The following is a 16,695-nucleotide window of genomic DNA, read 5'->3' as shown; positions in this document are numbered from 1 at the left end:
ATGAGCGGCGCGGAAGTTCTGGATGTGGGTCGCGACGCCCTGTGGCTGACGATCCAGCTGTGCCTGCCGGCCCTGATCGTGGCCCTGGTGGTCGGCGTGGCCATCGGCCTGTTTCAGGCCCTGACCCAGATCCAGGAGCAGACCCTGGTCTATGCGCCCAAGATCATCGCCATCTTCGTGTCGCTGCTGCTGTTCCTGCCGCTGATGGGCGCGCTGCTGGGCGGTTTCATGCGCGAGATCGCCGCCCGCATCGCGGGCATGTAGGGCGAGGCTGTAGGGCAGGGACATGGAGCCTTACGCCACGGCGGAACAGGTCTGGGCCGGGGGGCTGATTTTCGCGCGTGTCGGCGCGATCCTGATGATGCTGCCCGGCTTCGGCGAATCCTATGTGCCGCCGCGGGTCCGTCTGTCGCTGGCCCTGGTGCTGTCGCTGGCGCTGTGGCCCATCGTAGGCGCCAGCCTGCCGGCGCTGCCCGCGACCCTGGGCGCCACCGTCGGCTGGGTGATGCGCGAGGTGCTGACCGGCCTGGCCATCGGCGCCATTCTGCGCAGCTTCATGACCGCCCTGACCACGGCGGGCGAGATCGTCTCCCTGCAGACGACGCTGGGCTTCTCCCAGACCGCCAATCCGCTGCAGGCCCAGCCGGGGACGACCCTCTCGGCCTTTCTGATGCTGCTGGGCGTGACCCTGGTGTTCGCCACCAACACCCATCACCTGTTCATCGGCGGCATGGTCGGATCGTATGAGGCCATCGCCCCGGCCAAGCCGCTGATCGTATCGGACTTCACCCAGATGGCGGTGAAGACCTTGAGCCAGAGCTTCATGCTCGGGGTGCAGCTGGCGGCGCCGGTGCTGGTCTTCGCCCTGATCTTCAACCTGGCCTCGGGTCTGGTGGCGCGGGTCATGCCCAGCTTCCAGGTCTATTTCGCCGCCGCGCCGCTCAGCGTCATCCTGGGCCTGTCGGTGTTCACGCTCAGCCTGGGCGTGGTAGGGACCGTCTTCATCGACCGCTACCGTTCGGTGGCGGCCTTCTTCACGGGAGGCGCCGTTGGCTGACGGCCCCGATCCCGAGTCGAAAACAGAAGACGCCACCCCGCGAAAACTCGAAGAGGCGCGGAAAAAGGGCGACGTCGCCAAGTCGCCGGACGTGGCGGCGGCCCTGTCTCTGGCCGGGGCGGCCGGCGTACTGCTGGCGGGCGGCGGCTGGTTTTCGACGCAGATGGCCGAGGCGCTGACCCCCTTTCTGGCCCAGCCGCACGCCATGATCGGCGGGCTGGAGGCGGGCGGCGGCGTCGAGATCGGCATGCACGCCGTCTGGGCGGCGGCGCCGTTCCTGGCGGCCCTGATGTTCGCGGTCATCCTGGGCGGGGTCGGCGGCAATCTGGCCCAGTCGGGCCTCATCTTCACCGCCGACAAGGTCAAGCCGAAGTGGTCCAAGGTGAATCCGCTGGAGGGCTTCAAGCGCATCTTCGGCCCGGACGGCCTGGTGCAGTTCCTCAAGACCTTCATCAAGCTGGTCGCCATCGGCGCCGTCTGCTGGTGGGTGCTGAAGCCTCACGCGCGCGAGCTCGAGAACCTGGCCGCCATGAGCCCGGCGATGATCCTGCCGTTCGCGCGCGATCTGGCGCTGGCGCTGATGCTGTCGGCCTTGGTCTTCCTGTCGCTGACGGCGGGGGCTGACTATCTGTGGCAGCGGATGCGCTTCGCCAAGCGGATGCGGATGACCAAGGAAGAGCTGAAAGAAGACTTCAAACAGTCCGACGGCGACCCGCACGTCAAAGCCAAGCTGCGTCAGATCCGCATGCAGCGCGGCCGCCAGAGGATGATGCAGGCTGTGCCGGACGCCACCGTCATCATCACCAACCCGACCCACTATTCAGTCGCCCTGCGTTATGAGCCGGACAAGGGCGACGGCGCGCCGGTCTGCGTCGCCAAGGGCGTGGACGCCCTGGCCTTGCGCATCCGCGAGGTGGCCAGGGAGCACAAGGTGCCCATCGTCGAGAACGTGCCACTGGCCCGCGCCCTCTATGCGGCGGTCGAGGTGGACGGCGTCATCCCGCGCGAACATTTCGAGGCTGCCGCCAAGGTCATCGGCTTCGTCATGCAGCAAAGGAAGCGGCGATGAAGGCGACGGCGGAGGAACGGCGTATGCTGACGAACCCTGATTCGCGCGGGCGAGACGCCATGACCATTTCCCGACCGCAAGACCGCCAGAAGACCAGAATCGCGGGCCGCCCGCGCTTCGATCCGTGGCTGGTCGTGATGGCGGTCGGCTTCGCCCTGGCGATCGCGGCCATCGCCTATCCGACGTTCCGGGCCAGCGCCTTCACCGCGCCGGGGCTGATCCTGATCTTCGCGGCGGGGGCGACGGCGCTGATCTGGCTGTCGGCGTTCGGCCGGTCAGAGCGTCGCTCGCCTTCAGGCGATACGGCGGTCGAGATGCTGGACGCCATGGCCGAGCCCGCCGCCCTGGTGCAGCCGTCAGGACAGGTGCTGGCCTATAACGCCGCCTGGGCCGAGGAGAACGGGACCGTCACCACCCTGCCCAGAGCCGGCAAGGGGGGCGGTAAGTCCGCCCAGGCCCTCTACATGGCTTTCGCCCAGGCGCGCGAGGGGCATCAGGGCCGCGCCATCGTCCAGATCGGCGCGCGCGAGATCGAGGTGCTGATCGGCCAGGCGGGGCAGGGGCGCTTCCTCGTCCGCGCCGCGCCGGAGGCGGTCCTGCCGCTGGCGCCGTCCGCGCCCGCCGCGCCCCAGCCCGCCGCCCCGACCGGCGAGGCGCGGGCCATGGCCGCCGGCGCGCCGTTCGGCTCGGCCGTCATCGGCGGCGAAGACCTGTTCGCGGGCCGGGTCGAGGAGCCGAACGCGGCGCTGGCCCTGCTGACCGGCCCGGCGGCCTCGGGCGACGCCGCCTTCGGCCATCTGTTCGACCCGGCGGGCGTGGCCGAGGCCAGAACCAAGCTGGAGGCCGGATCGTCCGGCCCCATCGAACTGATCGCCCGCGCCCACCCGGATCGGCAACTGCACCTCTATGTCGCGCCCGAAGGCGATCGGCGCCGCGTCTGGCTGTTCGACGTGGCGGCGCAGAAGTCGATGGAGCTGCAGCTGTCGCAGGCCCAGAAGATGCAGGCCGTGGGCCAGCTGGCGGGCGGGGTCGCGCACGACTTCAACAACCTGCTGACGGCGATACAACTGCAACTGTCGGGCCTGCTGGAACGTCACCCCGTGGGCGATCCCTCCTATGAGGGGCTGAACGAGATCCGCCAGACGGCCATCCGCGCCGCCGATCTGGTGCGCAAGCTGCTGGCCTTCTCGCGCAAGTCGACGGTGCGGCGCGAGCGGCTGGATCTGGGCGAGCTGGTCGGCGAGTTCGCCGTCCTGCTGCGTCGCCTGCTGCGCGAGGACGTGCGTCTGGAGACCGACTACGGCCGTGACCTGCCGCTGGTGCTGGCCGACAAGAGCCAACTGGAGACGGCGGTGATGAACCTGGCCGTCAACGCCCGCGACGCCATGCGCGGCGTGGTCGAACCCGGCGCTGGCGTGGTTACGATCAAGACCCGCCGCCTGACCGGCGCCCAGGCTCGCGACATGGGCTGGCGCGAGGCGACGGACGAAGTCGCCCTGATCGAGGTGTCGGACACCGGCCCCGGCGTGCCGACGGCCCTGCTGGACAAGATTTTCGAGCCCTTCTTCACCACCAAGGCGGTGAACGAGGGCACGGGCATGGGGCTGGCCACCGTCTACGGCATCGCCCAGCAGGCGGGCGGGCACATTACCGTCGCCAATCTGGAGAACACGGGCGCCGCCTTCCGCATCTTCCTGCCCGCCGCCACCGCCGAGGAGCTGGTCGAGGCCCCCGTGGTCGAAAAGGCCGTCAAGGCGCCGCGCGACCTGTCGGGCGCGGGCCGCATCCTGTTCGTGGAGGACGAGGCCGCCGTGCGCGGCATCGCCGCCCGCCTGCTGCGCCAGCGCGGCTATGAGGTGATCGAGGCCGCTGACGGCGAGGAGGCCCTGATCCTGGCCGAGGAATGGGCGGGCCAGATCGACATGCTGATCTCGGACGTCATCATGCCGGGGCTGGACGGACCTTCGCTGCTGCGCAAGGCGCGGCCCTTCCTGGGAGACGCCCCCGTGATGTTCATCTCGGGCTACGCCGAAAGCGACTTTTCGGACCTGTTGCAGGACGAAGTCGGGGTGTCCTTCCTGCCAAAGCCGCTGGACATCAAGACCCTGGCTGAACGGGTGAAGCAGGAACTGCACGCGGGCTGATCGCTTAAGAAGCGACGCTTGGCCTGCCTCTAGAGATCGTCGCGGGTTTGTGTGCGTTGCACTGTTGTGACGGTTTCCCCGTTCGGCAGGGTCGTTGTGGTGGTCGTTGTTGTCGTGGTCCGCTCCCACAGAATGCAGTTGACGGATAAACCGCCATCCGGCTGCCGCGTGGTGCGGCATTGAGTGTCGGCGGCGAGGGTGTCCGCGGTGCGCCCTGGTTCAAGCGCGTCTGTCGAACAGGCGGACAGCATCAATGGACCCGCCAGGATAACGCGGAGCCGGAACATGATGGGCCTCTTCACAATTTCTCGTTCAGCGAATTTACCTGATTTCAGGCGCTGAACAAGCTTCGGCTGTGACGGGAGAACCCTAAATTCTTACGTCGAACTGATGCGGCTCGCCCATACGCCGTTCCCGCGCCGCCTCATGCAGGGTGTCGGCGAGGTCCAGCAGGTGATGGCGGCGAAGGCGCGGAATCACTTCCAGCAGTTGCAGGCGTAGGCTTTCTGCTTCGGCGTCCGACAGCAGGGCGTTTCGCGAAGAGGCGCGATCAGGCACGACGCATCCTCCTGAATAAGCGACCTGAAAAGAGGGTCTGGGGCGTTCGGGAAACGGCTGTTTCGCGCTTTGGGTTCCGAAAAGCGGTTTCACCCCGAGAATTATGAACAAAGGCGACGTTCAAGGCTTGGGTATGGCGCGCGCGGCCCTAGATAGGGTCCAGAGGAATCAAACGCCGTAAAGAGGAGTCTCCCATGGCCTTCACCCTGCCCCCGCTGCCCTACGCCTATGACGCGCTGGAGCCGGCCATCGACAAGGAGACGATGACCTTCCACCACGACAAGCACCATCAGACCTATGTCGACAACCTGAACAAGTTCGTCGACGCCACGCCCGAGGCGCAGGGCAAGTCGCTGGAAGAAATCTTCGCGATCATGTCCAAGCTGCCCAAGTCGATCCGCAACAACGGCGGCGGCGTGTGGAACCACAGCCTGTTCTGGGAGCTGCTGGCCCCGGTCGGCGCGGGCGGCGAGCCCTCGGCCGAACTGGCCGCCAAGATCGACGCCGAACTGGGCGGCATGGACAAGTTCAAGGCTGACTTCGACGCCGCCGGCGCCGGTCAGTTCGGTTCGGGCTGGGCCTGGCTGATCCTTCAGGACGGCAAGTTGAAGGTCACCTCGACCCCGAACCAGGACAACCCGCTGATGGACGACGCGGCCGAGAAGGGCGCCGTCCTTCTGGCCGCCGACGTGTGGGAGCACGCCTACTACCTCAAGTACCAGAACCGCCGGGTCGACTACCTGAAGGCCTTCTGGTCGGTGGTGAACTGGAACAAGGTCAACGAACTGTACGAAGCCGCCAAGGGCTGATGCAGACCAGACGCCCCGCCGATCCCGGCGGGGCGTTTTTTCTTTCGGGGGCGAGGATGACTCCATATTTGAAACTGGCCGCTTCGGGGCTTGTGCTGGGCCTTCTGATCGGCGCCGGCGCCTGCCAGCAGCAGCCTAGGTCCGGCGAACAGGGGCAGGGACAGGCGGTCGTCGCCGCGGCCTCGCCTGACGTGCGTCCCTTTACGGTGGGCGAGCTGAAGCTGGCGGCCCTGCGGGACGGCGAGATCGTCGTGCCGGTGGCGCAAACTCCGTGGGTCGAAGCCGGCGCCAAGGCCGAAGAGATCACCGCCCTGCTGACGGCGGGCGGCGCGCCGACGGACGCGGTCCATCTGCCGGTGCAGCCGTTGCTGGTGCGCGACGGCGATCGCGTGGTGCTGATCGACGCCGGGGCGGGCGGTCAGATGGGCACGGCCAATCTGCTGGTCGGTTCGCTGCGGGCTGCGGGCGTCGACCCGGCCCAGGTGACGGACATTCTGATCTCCCACGCCCACGGCGATCATGTCGGCGGCTTGGTCGATGCCAAGGGCGCCCTGGTCTTTCCCAATGCGGTGATCCGCATGAGCGCGCCGGAATGGGACGCGGCCCAGGCGGACGCCGAAGCGCACGGCGCCGGGCCTCTGGTGGCGGCCATTAAGTCGAAGGTGGAAACCTTCCAGCCGGGCGCGCAGGTCACGCCTTCGATCCGCGCCGTGCCGTTGAAGGGGCACACGCCGGGTCACTCCGGCTATGAGATCGCCTCCGGCTCCGAGCGTCTGCTCTATCTCGGCGACGCCCTGCACAGCTCCATCATCTCGGTGCCTCGTCCCGACCTGGCCCTGGTCTGGGACAACGACCGCGTTGTAGGCGCCGCGACGCGCCAGGATATCCTCAAGCGCGGCGCGACCGAACGGCTGCGTCTGTACGGCGTTCACTTCCCCTTCCCGGGTCTGGGGCGGATCGAGCGCCGGGGCGAGGGCTACGTCTGGGTCGCGGAGGCGGCGCCCGCCGCCTGATCGGCGCTCAGTCGCCTTCTTCCGCCAGAAGCGCCGCCAGCCGCGCCTCGCCGTCCGTGATCGCCTGACGCTTCAGGGCGTCGGGCGCATAGGCGCGGCCGTCCAGAACGATGTGGCGCAGGCGGCGCGTGTCGCGAATGTCCCGCGACGGGTCGCCGTCGACGATCAGCAGGTCGGCGCGGCGGCCCACGGCGATGCGGCCGATGTCGTCGCGCTTCAGGATGTCGGCTGCCGTTCCCGTCGCGGCCGACAGCGCCTGCAGGGGGCTGAGGCCTGCGCGGGTCATCAGCTCCATCTCCAGGTGCAGGCCCCCGCCGGGCAGGTTGTAGGCGCCGGCCGGCGTGTCCGACCCGGCGCCGATGCGGCCGCCCAGTTGGGCCAGACGCAGGGCCACGGCTGCGCCGACGCGGGCGTCCCGCCTCGCCTTGCTGTTGCTCTCGGCATTGGCGTGGAAATGCTGATGAACGCCGCGCCATTGCTGATCCAGGCCGTCGCGGACCGTCCCTGCCGCATCGCCCAGCGGCAGATCGGTCAGCACCGGATCGGGCGACTGCGTCTCGGCGGTGAAATGGAAGACGGACAGGGTGGGGATCAGCGCCGTATCCGTCGACAGCAGGGCGCGCGCCATCTGATCGATCAGCGCAGGATCCAGGCTTTCCGCCTCCAGGTCGCCACCCAGCCGGCGATAGGCCAGGGCCGCGCCGCTGGCGTGTTCAAGACTGTCCAGGCCCAGGGCGGCGGCCTGGAGCAGGTCGACTTCGGCGCCGCTGAGGCCGCGGGTCGAGACCATGCCCAGGTCGGCCATCGTCGGCAGCCCCAGGTCTTTCGCGCGTCGGACGGCGGCTGCGAAGGCGTCGGGCGGAAGCTGCTCGTACAGCTTGACCCAGTCGGCGCCTTCAGCGGCCAGGGCGTCGACGGCGGCGACGGCCTGCTCGGGCGTCGCGGCGATGAGCAGTTCTACTCCATCCAGCGAGGGACCGTCGGCGGCGCGCGCAGGCGAGGGCGCGTCCGGCGTCGCCTCGGGGTAGAAGCGTTTGATGATGCTGTTCTCGCCGTCCAGCATCGGCCCGGCCCAGACCAGCCGCGCGTGCGGCGCGGGCAGGTCGTTCAGGGCGCGGGCCATCTCCGTTGTGGTGTTGGCGGACCGCACCGTGGTCACGCCCGAAGCCAGGAACCAGCCGTAGTAGTGCGGACGCGGGTGGACGTGCAGGTCGATCAGGCCGGGTATGATGCTGCCGTCGCCGGCGTCGATGACGGCGGCGCCGGGCGGCGTCGGGCAGTCGGCCGCGCGGCCGACACAGGTGATGACGCCGTCCACGGCCACCACCCGCCCTCCGACGATCGGCGCCGCGCCCGAGCCGTCGATAACCCGGCCTGAGACCACCAGGGCGGAGGGCCGGTTCGCGTCGTGCGCTTGCGCCGCCGTCGCCGCCAGAACGGCCAGGGCCGCCGCCGTGAGCCAGGGTTTGCGTGTCATGCCGATGGCCTCCCGAGTCGTTTCTTCTTGTCGGCGGCAACTGCACGAACAGCGGCTTCAGGCTCAAGTTTCCTTTCTGTCATCTAGGAGCAGAGGCCGCCGACATTGACTCCAGGGTCCGTCGCCTTCATAAGCCCGGCCTTCTCGCACCGGGTTTCGCCCGAGGCGCGATGTCCATTACGGACGATGCGTGGACCGCCGTTGAGATCGCCGCTCCAATCGGGGAGCAGCCGGGCCGCATCATGATGAAGAGTGACACATGTCCAAGCGCCATAGCGCCAAGTACAAACTCGACCGGGCCATGGGTGAAAACCTGTGGGGTCGCGCCAAGTCTCCCGTCAACAAGCGTTCCTACGGCCCCGGCCAGCACGGCCAGCGCCGTAAGTCCAAGGTCTCGGACTTTGGTCTGCAGCTGAAGGCCAAGCAGAAGCTGAAGGGCTACTACGGCAACATCACCGAGAAGCAATTCGCGGCGACCTACGCTGAAGCCGCCCGTCGCAAGGGCAACACCTCGGAAAACCTGATCGGTCTGCTGGAATCGCGTCTGGACGCCATCGTCTACCGCGCCAAGTTCGTGCCGACCGTCTGGGCCGCCCGTCAGTTCGTCTCGCACGGCCACGTCACCGTCAACGGCAAGAAGGTCGACATCGGTTCGTACCGCGTGAAGGTCGGCGACGTCGTCGAGGTCAAGGAAAAGTCGCGCAACATGGCGCTGGTGCTCGAAGCCCAGCAGTCGAGCGAGCGTGATCTGCCTGACTATCTGGAACTGGGCGATCGTGGTTTCTCGGTCCGTTACGGCCGCGTGCCGGAACTGTCCGACGTGCCCTATCCGGTGAAGATGGAGCCGAACCTGGTCGTCGAATACTACTCCTCGTAAGTTCGACGATCCCGCCCGATCCGTCGGGTCGTGGTTCAAGACAAGAAAAGAGGCTCCGGCTCGCCGGGGCCTCTTTTTTAATCAGGCGCAGCGGCGGTTCCCTTTTGGGCCAAACCAAGGCATGTTGCCCTCGCTGTCAGGATCGAGCCGCAGGAGGCCGAGATGAGATATCGGATCGCTTTCTGCGTCGCTGCGGCGCTGTCTGTCGCCGCCCTGGCCGGGTGCGCCTCGCAGCCGGGCGCCCTGGTGCGGACCGAGGGCATGCCGGGGCAGCTGGAGCCGATCCATGCGGCCGCCTTCACGCGCGATCTAGCTGTGTTCCGCGTCAGCTCGAACGGCTGCACCGACAAGAGCGACGTGAAGCCCTTCATCACCCAGCTCAAGGATTCGGCGGTCATCACCCTGCGTCGTCTGGATGAGGATCGCTGCAGCCGTCCGGTTCGGGGCGGGGTGCAGATGGAGTGGACCTTTCAGGAACTGGGCCTTCCGTCCGGCGCCAACGTGCTGGTCAACAACCCTTACATGATGGACGGCGAGGCCGTGGTCGTCAGCCAGTAAGGGCTGAGGCGGCTTAAGGGTCGTTTTTTTCAAACTTCATTATTCATATCGAAACAGCCAGGGTTAACGCCTGGGCTTTAGGACGCCGGACTCCTTGTTTCCTCCGGCGTCTTCCATGCGTGTCCTGACCTGTTTGACTAACGAGCACCATCTGGGGCTCGTGGCCCTGGCTGCCCTGATCTGCCTGCTGGGCAGCTTCATCACCACAGGGTTGTTGCGGCGGGTCCGCGAAAACGGAGGGCTGTCGCGCCTTTCGTGGCTGTTCCTGGGCGCGGTCGCTGGCGGGGCGACGATCTGGTGCACTCATTTCGTGGCCATGATCGCCTATCGACCGGGCGTCGAGACGGCCTATGAGCCGATGCTGACGGGCGTCTCCCTGGCGGTGGCGATCCTGGGCGTGGGCCTGGCCCTGGCGACGGCTTCCATGCGCCGCCGTTTCGCCGTCGAGGCGGGCGGCGCCCTGTTCGGCATGGCTGTGGCCGGGATGCACTTCGTCGGCATGGCCGCCCTGTCGGTCGAGGGCGTGGTGCATTGGTCGGCCGTCTATCTGGCGATCTCCATCATCGGTTCGGTGACGTTCGGCGCCCTGGCCTTCCGCCTGGCCTCGACCGAAGAACGCTTCGCGCGGCTGAAAGGCGGGGCGGCCATGGTGCTGGGCATCGTCTGTCTGCACTTCACGGCCATGGCGGCGATGACCGTCATTCCGCTGGGACCGCTGGACGGCATGCTGACGGGCGAGGACGCGCGCCATGTGCTGGCGCTGGGCGTCGCCGGCGTCGGTCTGCTGGTGCTGGGCGCCGGCGCCGCCAGCCACGCCCTGGATCGGGAAGCCCTGGCGCTGAACCGCGAGCGGCTGCAGTACCTGCTCGAGACCGGCGTCGACGGCATGGCGATCGAGCGCGACGGCGTCATCGTGGCCGTCAACGAAGTCCTGGCCGAGTTGGCCGGAACCGACCGTGACAGCCTGATCGGCGCCGATCTGGGGGATTGGGTGCAGGACGCCCACCGTCTCGATGACGGCGCTGTGACCCAGACCATTCTGATGGCCGGCGGCCAGGAGATTCCGGTCGAACTGTCGGCCCGTCGCGACCTGACGGCGCGCGGCCGCACCATGATCTACGCCGTGCGCGACCTGCGCGCCCGCATGGCCCAGGAACGTCGCATCGCCCACCTGGCCCGCAACGACAGCCTGACCGGCCTGCCCAACCGAGCCTCCTTCCTGGAGCGTCTGACGCGCCAGAAACAGACGGCGGCCGAGGGCGAGAGCCTGGCCCTGTTCGCCCTGGACCTGGATCGGTTCAAGGAGGTCAACGACCTCTACGGCCACGCGGTCGGCGACCAGCTTCTGTGCATCATCGCCGAACGCATGAAGGGCGCCTTGCGCGAGGGCGAGTTCATCGCGCGCCAGGGCGGCGACGAGTTCCTGGCCCTGGCCTCGGTCGCGACCCGCGACGAAGCCCGCGCGGTGGCCGAGCGCCTGCGTCAGGCTGTGATCCAGACCGTGACGCTCGACCATGCCGATGTGTCATGCGGCGCCAGCATCGGCGTCTCGCTGTGGCCGGAAGACGCCCAGGACGTGTCCACCCTGATCAACAACGCCGACCTGGCCATGTACCGGGCCAAGGCCTCGCTGACCCAGGATATCTGCTTCTATGAGGCCGACATGGACCAGGCGGTCCGCGCCCGGCGCCGCGTGACCCAGGCCCTGCGCGAGGCGCTCGAGAACGAGCGGTTCGAACTGCACTATCAGGTCCAGGCCTCGGTCGAGACCGGCAAGGCGACGGGCTATGAAGTCCTGCTGCGCTGGAAGAACGATGAAGGCCGCTACATCTCGCCGGCCGACTTCATCCCCGTGGCCGAGGAGAACGGTCTGATCCTGCCGATCGGCGAATGGGTGCTGCGTCAGGCCTGCCGTCAGGCCGCCGCCTGGGACGAGCCGCATCGCATCGCGGTCAACCTGTCGCCGGTGCAGTTGAGCCACGTCGATCTGCCCCGCCTGGTGCATCAGATCCTGCTGGAGACCGGCCTTGCGCCGTCGCGCCTGGAGCTGGAGATCACCGAGACGGCCATGATCACCGACATGGCGCGCACCACCCATGTGCTGCGTCAGCTGAAGGCGCTGGGCGTGACCATCGCCATGGACGACTTCGGCACGGGCTATTCCTCGCTGTCGACGCTGAAGGCCTTCCCCTTCGACAAGATCAAGCTGGACCGCTCCTTCATGACCGAACTGGACGGCGAGGCGCCGCAGTCGCGAGCCATCATCCGCGCCGTTCTGACCATCGGCGAAAGCCTGTCGATCCCCGTGCTGGCCGAAGGCGTCGAGACCGCCGAGCAGTTGGCCTTCCTGCGCGCCCAGGGCTGCAATGAGGTGCAGGGCTATCTGCTGGGTCGGCCCCAACCCGAAGCTGACGCTCTGCACCACGGCGCGGCCCGGGTCGCGATGACCGAAGCCGCCGGGCCTCAGGTCGAGTGCACGGCGGCGTAACCCGGCCAGTACGCGGCGCCCGCCCGTTCATACTGGACGGGCAGGGCCTCTTCCGCGCCCAGGGCGACGGCGGCGTGATGGCCCCAGTTCGGGTCGTCCAGAACCGCGCGGGCGACGGCGATCAGGTCGGCCTTGCCTTCGGTCAGCACGGCCTCGGCCTGCTGCGGCGTAACGATCATGCCCACGGCCATGACGCTGGCCTCGGGGACCGTCGCCTTGACCGCCTCGGCGAAGGGGAGCTGATAGCCAGGCTGGTCGCCGGGGATGCGGGCGGTCGCGACGTTGCCGCCGCTGGTCAGATGCAGATAGTCATAGCCCATCTCGTGCAGGGCCTGGCCGAAGGCGGCGGCCTCGTCCGGGGTGATCCCGCCCTCGGTCCAGTCCGAACCGTTGAAGCGGACGCCCAGGGCCTTGGTTCGGGGCCAGGCGTCGCGCAGGGCCAGTGCGACACGCAGGGGAAAGCGCATCCGGTTCTCCAGTGAGCCGCCGTACTCGTCCGTCCGTTCGTTCGACAGCGGCGACAGGAACTGGGTCAGCAGATAGCCGTGGGCGCCGTGCAGTTCGACCAGGTCGAAACCGGCGCGGTCGGCGCGCTCGGCCGCATCGACGAAGGCAGCGACCACGCGGTCCATGCCCTGCTGGTCCAGGGCGGTCGGCGTATGCCAGTCGTGGCGATAGGGCTGGGCCGAGGCGGAGAAGGTCTCCCACGCCTTGTCCGCCGGCGCCGGTCCGCCACGCTCGATCCACGGCGGATTGGTCGACGCCTTGCGTCCGGCATGGCCCAACTGAATCCCGATCGGCGTCTCCGAATAGGTGCGGATGTCGCGGATGATCCGGGCGAAGGCGGCTTCCTGCTCCTCGTTCCACAGGCCGGTGTCGGCCCAGGAGATGCGGCCGGCCGCTTCGACGCCCGTGGCTTCGATCACCACCAGTCCGGCGCCCGACAGAGCCAGTCTGGCCACATGCTGGGCGTGCCAGGGCTGAGGGACGCCGTCTATGGCGGAATACTGGCACATGGGAGCGATGACGATGCGGTTCTTCAGCGTCAGCGGCCCGACGGCGTACGGGGTGAACAGCAGGCTCATGCAGGAATCTCTTGATGAATCCCCGGGGAGGCGGGTCTCAGTAGCTATGACTGTGGCGGTTTGGTTCAAGCCCTCCCTTTCCGATTATTCACGTGATCCCCAACCGCGACGCTGGCAGTTTGCCGCCAAGCATCAAAGGGGAACACCTATGCGTCGTCTCATCATCGCCCTCGCCGTCGCCGCGGTCGCTGCGCCCATGCTGTCGGGCTGCATCATCATCGCCAGCGAAAAACCGACCACCCGCGTCATCCACTCGACCCCGTCCGAGGCGAATTGATGCGCCTGACCGCTGCTGTCGCCGCCGTCGCCCTGCTTCCGCTCCTGGGCGGCTGCATCATCTATTCCAACGAGGGCGGCGAAAAGGTCTCGGTCATCACGGACCAGAGCGCCGCCCGGACCGAGCCTCTGGAAGCCGTCCGCAAGGTCGATTTCGACGGCCAGCGCCTGAACGTCGTCGTCGGCTCCAACGGCTGCACCGAGGCGTCCAGCTTCGAGGTTCGGATCAAGGACGGCGATCCCGTTGAACTGACCCTGACCCGGCGTTCGCCTGATCTGTGCAAGGCCCTGGTACCTGAGGGCAAGACGGTCAGCTGGACCTACGAAGAACTGGGCCTGGAGCGTGGCCAGCCCGTGCGCGTGCTGAACCCGATCAGCCTGTAGGCCCGGCCCTGGAGAGGCGTCAGGCGCCGAACGCGCCTGACAGCACGCCGAACAGCGGGTTCGGCCGCCCCTCGTCATTGAACAGCAGGGGGCTGTCCCGGCCGTCGTCATTCTCGCCGCGACGCAGCCAGGAATCGCTGTCGCGCACGCCCCACACGGTGAAGGCGAAGCGTTGTGCGGGGGGCAGGCTCACGAAGGCCTCGGCCAGTTCCGCCACGCGCGCCGTCTGCTGCTCGCGGCGCTGGGCGCGGGAACGCAGGTCCGGCATCCGGCCGCCGCGCTTCAGCGACGCGTCCAGTTCGGAGACATGGATGGGCAGGCCGAACTGGCGGGCCTCGTTCATGAAGGCGGCGATCTGGCCCTTGGGGATCTCGATGTCGAGGTGGGACTGGACGCCGATGCCCTGAACCGGGGCGCCCGCCTTCAGCAGCCGCTCGACCAGACGCAGGAAGGCGGCGCCCTTCTTGGGCGTGTTCTCCAGATTGTAATCGTTCAGAAACAGGGTCGCCTCGGGCGCGGCGATGCGCGCCTGTTCGAAGGCGCGGATGATATAGGCGTCGACGCCGCCCAGGCCCCGGCTCCATACGCAGTCGCGATAGCCGCTTCCGTCATCCTCGACCGGTTCGTTGACCACGTCCCAGCCGACGATCTGGCTGCGCCAGCGCCCGGCCACCTCGGCGATATAGCGGTCATGCTCGGCGATGAAGCGCGGGCGGTCGTCGACGAGGGCGGTGAACCAAGGGTGATCCTGCGCATACCAGATCAGGGCGTGACCGAAGAGACGGATGCTCAGATCGCGCGCGAAATAGGCGATGCGGTCCGGCGCGTCGAAGCGCAGGGAGCCGTCCTTCTGGAGGATGTACTCCATCTTCATCTCCCACTCAGGCGTGAGCTGGGAGAAGTGGGTGGAGACCAGCCGGAACCAGTCCTGATCCGACAGCTGGCCCGACATGGCGACGGTTCCGACGGGGAAGGGGGCGACGGCTTTCAGCGGCCGAACAGGGTCGGTCGGCGGCGGGACGGGCGCCTCGCCCGCGCCGCAGGAGGCGAGCGCGAGGGTTGAGGCCAGCAGGGCGCGACGGTCGATCACGTCTAGCCCTCGGCGCGGCGACGCAGGCCCATTTCGTCATAGGCGGCGGCCTCGCGCTTGGCGGCGGCCGTCAGCTTGTTCAGCCGGGTGGTCTCGGCGACGTGCTCGAACTTCTTCAGCTCCTCGAAGGCGCCGGTCAGGGCGTCGCGGGCGCCTTCTTCCTCGGCGGCGATCGCGGCGACCTCGGCCTCGGCGCCGGCGCGGCGCTGCTTCCAGCCGTTGAGATAGGCCTGCAGCATCATGCCGGAGGACGGATCGTGCCGCGCGTTCTCACGCTCGACCTCGGCCTCGGCGTCCAGCACGGCGACGCGCATCTCGGCCTCGGCCTTGCGGGCGCTGATCTCGGCCAGCCGTTTCTGCAGCGTCTCGACCTCATAGTTGGAGATGCGGATCAGGGATTGGGCCCAGGTCGTCATGCGTCGTCTCCCGTGATCATTGGTCCACCATGCCCTGGTTCAGGATGGTTTCAAGTCTGTCGAAACTGTCGTTCAGGCGCGTCACGTCGTCCTTGTCCTGGGTCAAGAAGCCTTCCAGGGCCGGGTTCAGGGCGATGGCGCGGTCGACGATGGGGTCGGCCCCGGTGCGATAGGCGCCGATGCGGATCAGCTCTTCCATGTTGGAATAGGCGCTCAGACACTGGCGCGCGCGGCGGTTCAGTTCGCGCTCGGGCGGGGACTGGTTGCCGGGCATGGTGCGGCTGACGGACTTCAGCACGTCGATGGCGGGGAAGCGGCCGCGCTCGGCGATCTTGCGGTCCATGACGATGTGACCGTCCAGAATGCCGCGCACGGCGTCCGCGATCGGCTCGTCATGGTCGCCCCCGTCCACCAGCACGGTGAACAGGGCAGTGATCGGTCCCGCCTCGGTGCCGTCCGGCCGGATCGGCCCCGGCCCCGCGCGCTCCAGCAGCTTGGGCAGTTCGGTGAAGACGGTGGGGGTATAGCCCTTGGTCGTCGGCGGTTCGCCCGCCGCCAGGCCGATCTCGCGCTGGGCCATGGCGAAGCGGGTGACGCTGTCCATCAAGCACAGCACCTCCAGCCCCTGATCGCGGAAGAACTCGGCCACGGCCATGGTCATGTATGCCGCCTGGCGCCGCTTCAGCGCCGGCTCGTCGCTGGTGGCGACCACGACGACGGCGCGCTTCAGCCCCTCTTCGCCGAGGGTCTCCTCGATGAACTCGCGGACCTCGCGGCCCCGTTCGCCGATCAGGCCGACGACGACGACATCGCAGGTCGCCTGACGCGCCAGCATGGACAGCAGCACCGACTTGCCCACGCCCGAACCGGCGAAGATGCCCAGACGCTGGCCCCGACTGGTGGTGGTGAAGACGTCCATCGCCCGCACGCCCAGATCCAGCCGCTCGCCCACCCGGCCGCGCGAATGGGCGGGCGGCGGCGGGGCGCGCATGGGGTAGGGGACGAGGCCCGGCGTCAGCGGCCCAAGGCCGTCGATCGGTTCGCCGAAGGAATCGATGATGCGGCCCAGCCAGGCGGTGGTGGGGCGCACGCTGGCGGCGGCGTCGATGATGCGGATGTCGGCGCCCGGCGCCACCCCCTCGACCGGGCCGAAGGGCATCAGCAGGGCCTTGGCCTCGCGAAAGCCGACCACCTCGGCGGGCAGAGGGGGCTGGCCGCGCCGTTCGATCTCGGCGCGCGCGCCGACGGCTAAACGCGACAGGCCGCCGCGCGACTCGATCAACAGGCCGCTGACGCCCGCCACCTTGCCGGTGACGACCAGCGGGTCGATCGCTTCGACGGCGGCGACGAGATTGCGCAAAGAGGGCCCCTTGGCCGCAAGAGGCGCAGCCGTT

18 protein-coding genes are annotated in these 16,695 nt (G+C 68.1%); 11 read left to right on the top strand and 7 right to left on the bottom strand.

The genetic code is table 11. From position 1 onward, the window contains the following. From fliQ to cckA, 4 genes are read left to right on the top strand one after another with little or no spacing between them, the layout of a single operon-like run. Positions 1 to 264, top strand: coding sequence for a flagellar biosynthesis protein FliQ (gene fliQ / locus B3D50_RS03630; protein WP_003163604.1), 264 nt, complete (start codon positions 1 to 3; stop codon positions 262 to 264). 22 nt (positions 265 to 286) lie between these two features. Continuing rightward, positions 287 to 1,057 (top strand): flagellar biosynthetic protein FliR, encoded by a 771-nt coding sequence (gene fliR, locus B3D50_RS03625; RefSeq protein ID WP_286949460.1) that lies wholly within the window; start codon positions 287 to 289, stop codon positions 1,055 to 1,057. Then, positions 1,050 to 2,126 (top strand): flagellar biosynthesis protein FlhB, encoded by a 1,077-nt coding sequence (gene flhB / locus B3D50_RS03620; RefSeq protein ID WP_286949459.1) that lies wholly within the window; start codon positions 1,050 to 1,052, stop codon positions 2,124 to 2,126. The genes fliR and flhB overlap by 8 nt, the downstream gene beginning before the upstream one ends. Positions 2,127 to 2,185: 59 nt before the next feature. Next, the gene (gene cckA, locus B3D50_RS03615; RefSeq protein ID WP_286949458.1) at positions 2,186 to 4,270 is read left to right on the top strand and encodes a cell cycle histidine kinase CckA; all 2,085 of its coding nucleotides are present in this window, start codon (positions 2,186 to 2,188) and stop codon (positions 4,268 to 4,270) included. Between the two features lie 29 nt (positions 4,271 to 4,299). Here the strand turns inward: cckA and B3D50_RS03610 are convergent, their stop codons facing one another. Both B3D50_RS03610 and B3D50_RS03605 read right to left on the bottom strand, forming a co-directional pair. Then, positions 4,300 to 4,557 carry a hypothetical protein gene (locus tag B3D50_RS03610; RefSeq protein ID WP_286949457.1) on the bottom strand — a complete coding sequence of 86 codons (258 nt, stop codon included), beginning with the start codon at positions 4,555 to 4,557 and terminating at the stop codon, positions 4,300 to 4,302. 82 nt (positions 4,558 to 4,639) lie between these two features. Then, positions 4,640 to 4,828, bottom strand: a complete 189-nt coding sequence (locus B3D50_RS03605; protein ID WP_269300080.1) for a hypothetical protein — start codon at positions 4,826 to 4,828, stop codon at positions 4,640 to 4,642. 194 nt (positions 4,829 to 5,022) lie between these two features. Here B3D50_RS03605 and B3D50_RS03600 point away from each other — a divergent pair, with 194 nt between their 5' ends. Beyond that, the gene (locus B3D50_RS03600) at positions 5,023 to 5,637 is read left to right on the top strand and encodes a superoxide dismutase (RefSeq protein ID WP_286949456.1); all 615 of its coding nucleotides are present in this window, start codon (positions 5,023 to 5,025) and stop codon (positions 5,635 to 5,637) included. Positions 5,638 to 5,693: 56 nt separating this feature from the next. Next, positions 5,694 to 6,650: an MBL fold metallo-hydrolase gene (locus B3D50_RS03595; RefSeq protein WP_286949455.1), complete on the top strand. Its 957-nt coding sequence runs from the start codon at positions 5,694 to 5,696 to the stop codon at positions 6,648 to 6,650. A 7-nt stretch (positions 6,651 to 6,657) separates the two neighbouring features. On the opposite strand, the gene B3D50_RS03590 is transcribed toward B3D50_RS03595, so the two are convergent. Then, positions 6,658 to 8,127 (bottom strand): amidohydrolase family protein, encoded by a 1,470-nt coding sequence (locus B3D50_RS03590; RefSeq protein ID WP_286949453.1) that lies wholly within the window; start codon positions 8,125 to 8,127, stop codon positions 6,658 to 6,660. A 259-nt stretch (positions 8,128 to 8,386) separates the two neighbouring features. Here B3D50_RS03590 and rpsD point away from each other — a divergent pair, with 259 nt between their 5' ends. The 3 genes from rpsD to B3D50_RS03575 all read left to right on the top strand — a co-directional run bounded on the left by rpsD (position 8,387) and on the right by B3D50_RS03575 (position 12,050). Then, on the top strand, positions 8,387 to 9,004 hold the full coding sequence (gene rpsD / locus B3D50_RS03585) for a 30S ribosomal protein S4 (RefSeq protein ID WP_003163593.1): 618 nt from the start codon (positions 8,387 to 8,389) through the stop codon (positions 9,002 to 9,004). Positions 9,005 to 9,166: 162 nt separating this feature from the next. Beyond that, complete coding sequence (locus B3D50_RS03580; protein ID WP_286949451.1) at positions 9,167 to 9,562, top strand: hypothetical protein; 396 nt, start codon at positions 9,167 to 9,169, stop codon at positions 9,560 to 9,562. Between the two features lie 115 nt (positions 9,563 to 9,677). Then, positions 9,678 to 12,050 carry a bifunctional diguanylate cyclase/phosphodiesterase gene (locus B3D50_RS03575; protein WP_286949450.1) on the top strand — a complete coding sequence of 791 codons (2,373 nt, stop codon included), beginning with the start codon at positions 9,678 to 9,680 and terminating at the stop codon, positions 12,048 to 12,050. Here B3D50_RS03575 and B3D50_RS03570 read toward each other — a convergent pair. Beyond that, positions 12,026 to 13,135 carry an NADH:flavin oxidoreductase/NADH oxidase gene (locus tag B3D50_RS03570; protein WP_286949449.1) on the bottom strand — a complete coding sequence of 370 codons (1,110 nt, stop codon included), beginning with the start codon at positions 13,133 to 13,135 and terminating at the stop codon, positions 12,026 to 12,028. The two genes, B3D50_RS03575 and B3D50_RS03570, sit on opposite strands and share 25 nt — an antisense overlap. Positions 13,136 to 13,283: 148 nt before the next feature. Between B3D50_RS03570 and B3D50_RS03565 the strand changes: the two genes are divergently transcribed. Both B3D50_RS03565 and B3D50_RS03560 read left to right on the top strand, forming a co-directional pair. Continuing rightward, on the top strand, positions 13,284 to 13,412 hold the full coding sequence (locus B3D50_RS03565; RefSeq protein WP_269300087.1) for a hypothetical protein: 129 nt from the start codon (positions 13,284 to 13,286) through the stop codon (positions 13,410 to 13,412). Next, the gene (locus tag B3D50_RS03560; RefSeq protein WP_269300088.1) at positions 13,412 to 13,795 is read left to right on the top strand and encodes a hypothetical protein; all 384 of its coding nucleotides are present in this window, start codon (positions 13,412 to 13,414) and stop codon (positions 13,793 to 13,795) included. The genes B3D50_RS03565 and B3D50_RS03560 overlap by 1 nt, the downstream gene beginning before the upstream one ends. A 19-nt stretch (positions 13,796 to 13,814) precedes the next feature. On the opposite strand, the gene B3D50_RS03555 is transcribed toward B3D50_RS03560, so the two are convergent. From B3D50_RS03555 to fliI, 3 genes are read right to left on the bottom strand one after another with little or no spacing between them, the layout of a single operon-like run. After that, positions 13,815 to 14,885: an endo-1,4-beta-xylanase gene (locus B3D50_RS03555; protein WP_286949448.1), complete on the bottom strand. Its 1,071-nt coding sequence runs from the start codon at positions 14,883 to 14,885 to the stop codon at positions 13,815 to 13,817. Positions 14,886 to 14,887: 2 nt separating this feature from the next. Next, positions 14,888 to 15,301, bottom strand: a complete 414-nt coding sequence (locus tag B3D50_RS03550) for a flagellar FliJ family protein (RefSeq protein ID WP_286949447.1) — start codon at positions 15,299 to 15,301, stop codon at positions 14,888 to 14,890. A 16-nt stretch (positions 15,302 to 15,317) separates the two neighbouring features. Further along, positions 15,318 to 16,661, bottom strand: coding sequence for a flagellar protein export ATPase FliI (fliI, locus tag B3D50_RS03545; RefSeq protein WP_286949446.1), 1,344 nt, complete (start codon positions 16,659 to 16,661; stop codon positions 15,318 to 15,320). Between the last annotated feature and the right edge of the window lie 34 nt (positions 16,662 to 16,695).

The sequence above is a fragment of the Brevundimonas sp. UBA7507 genome (assembly GCF_002478355.1).
GTDB lineage: Bacteria > Pseudomonadota > Alphaproteobacteria > Caulobacterales > Caulobacteraceae > Brevundimonas > Brevundimonas diminuta_D.
This window is presented reverse-complemented; position numbering and strand designations above follow the sequence as displayed.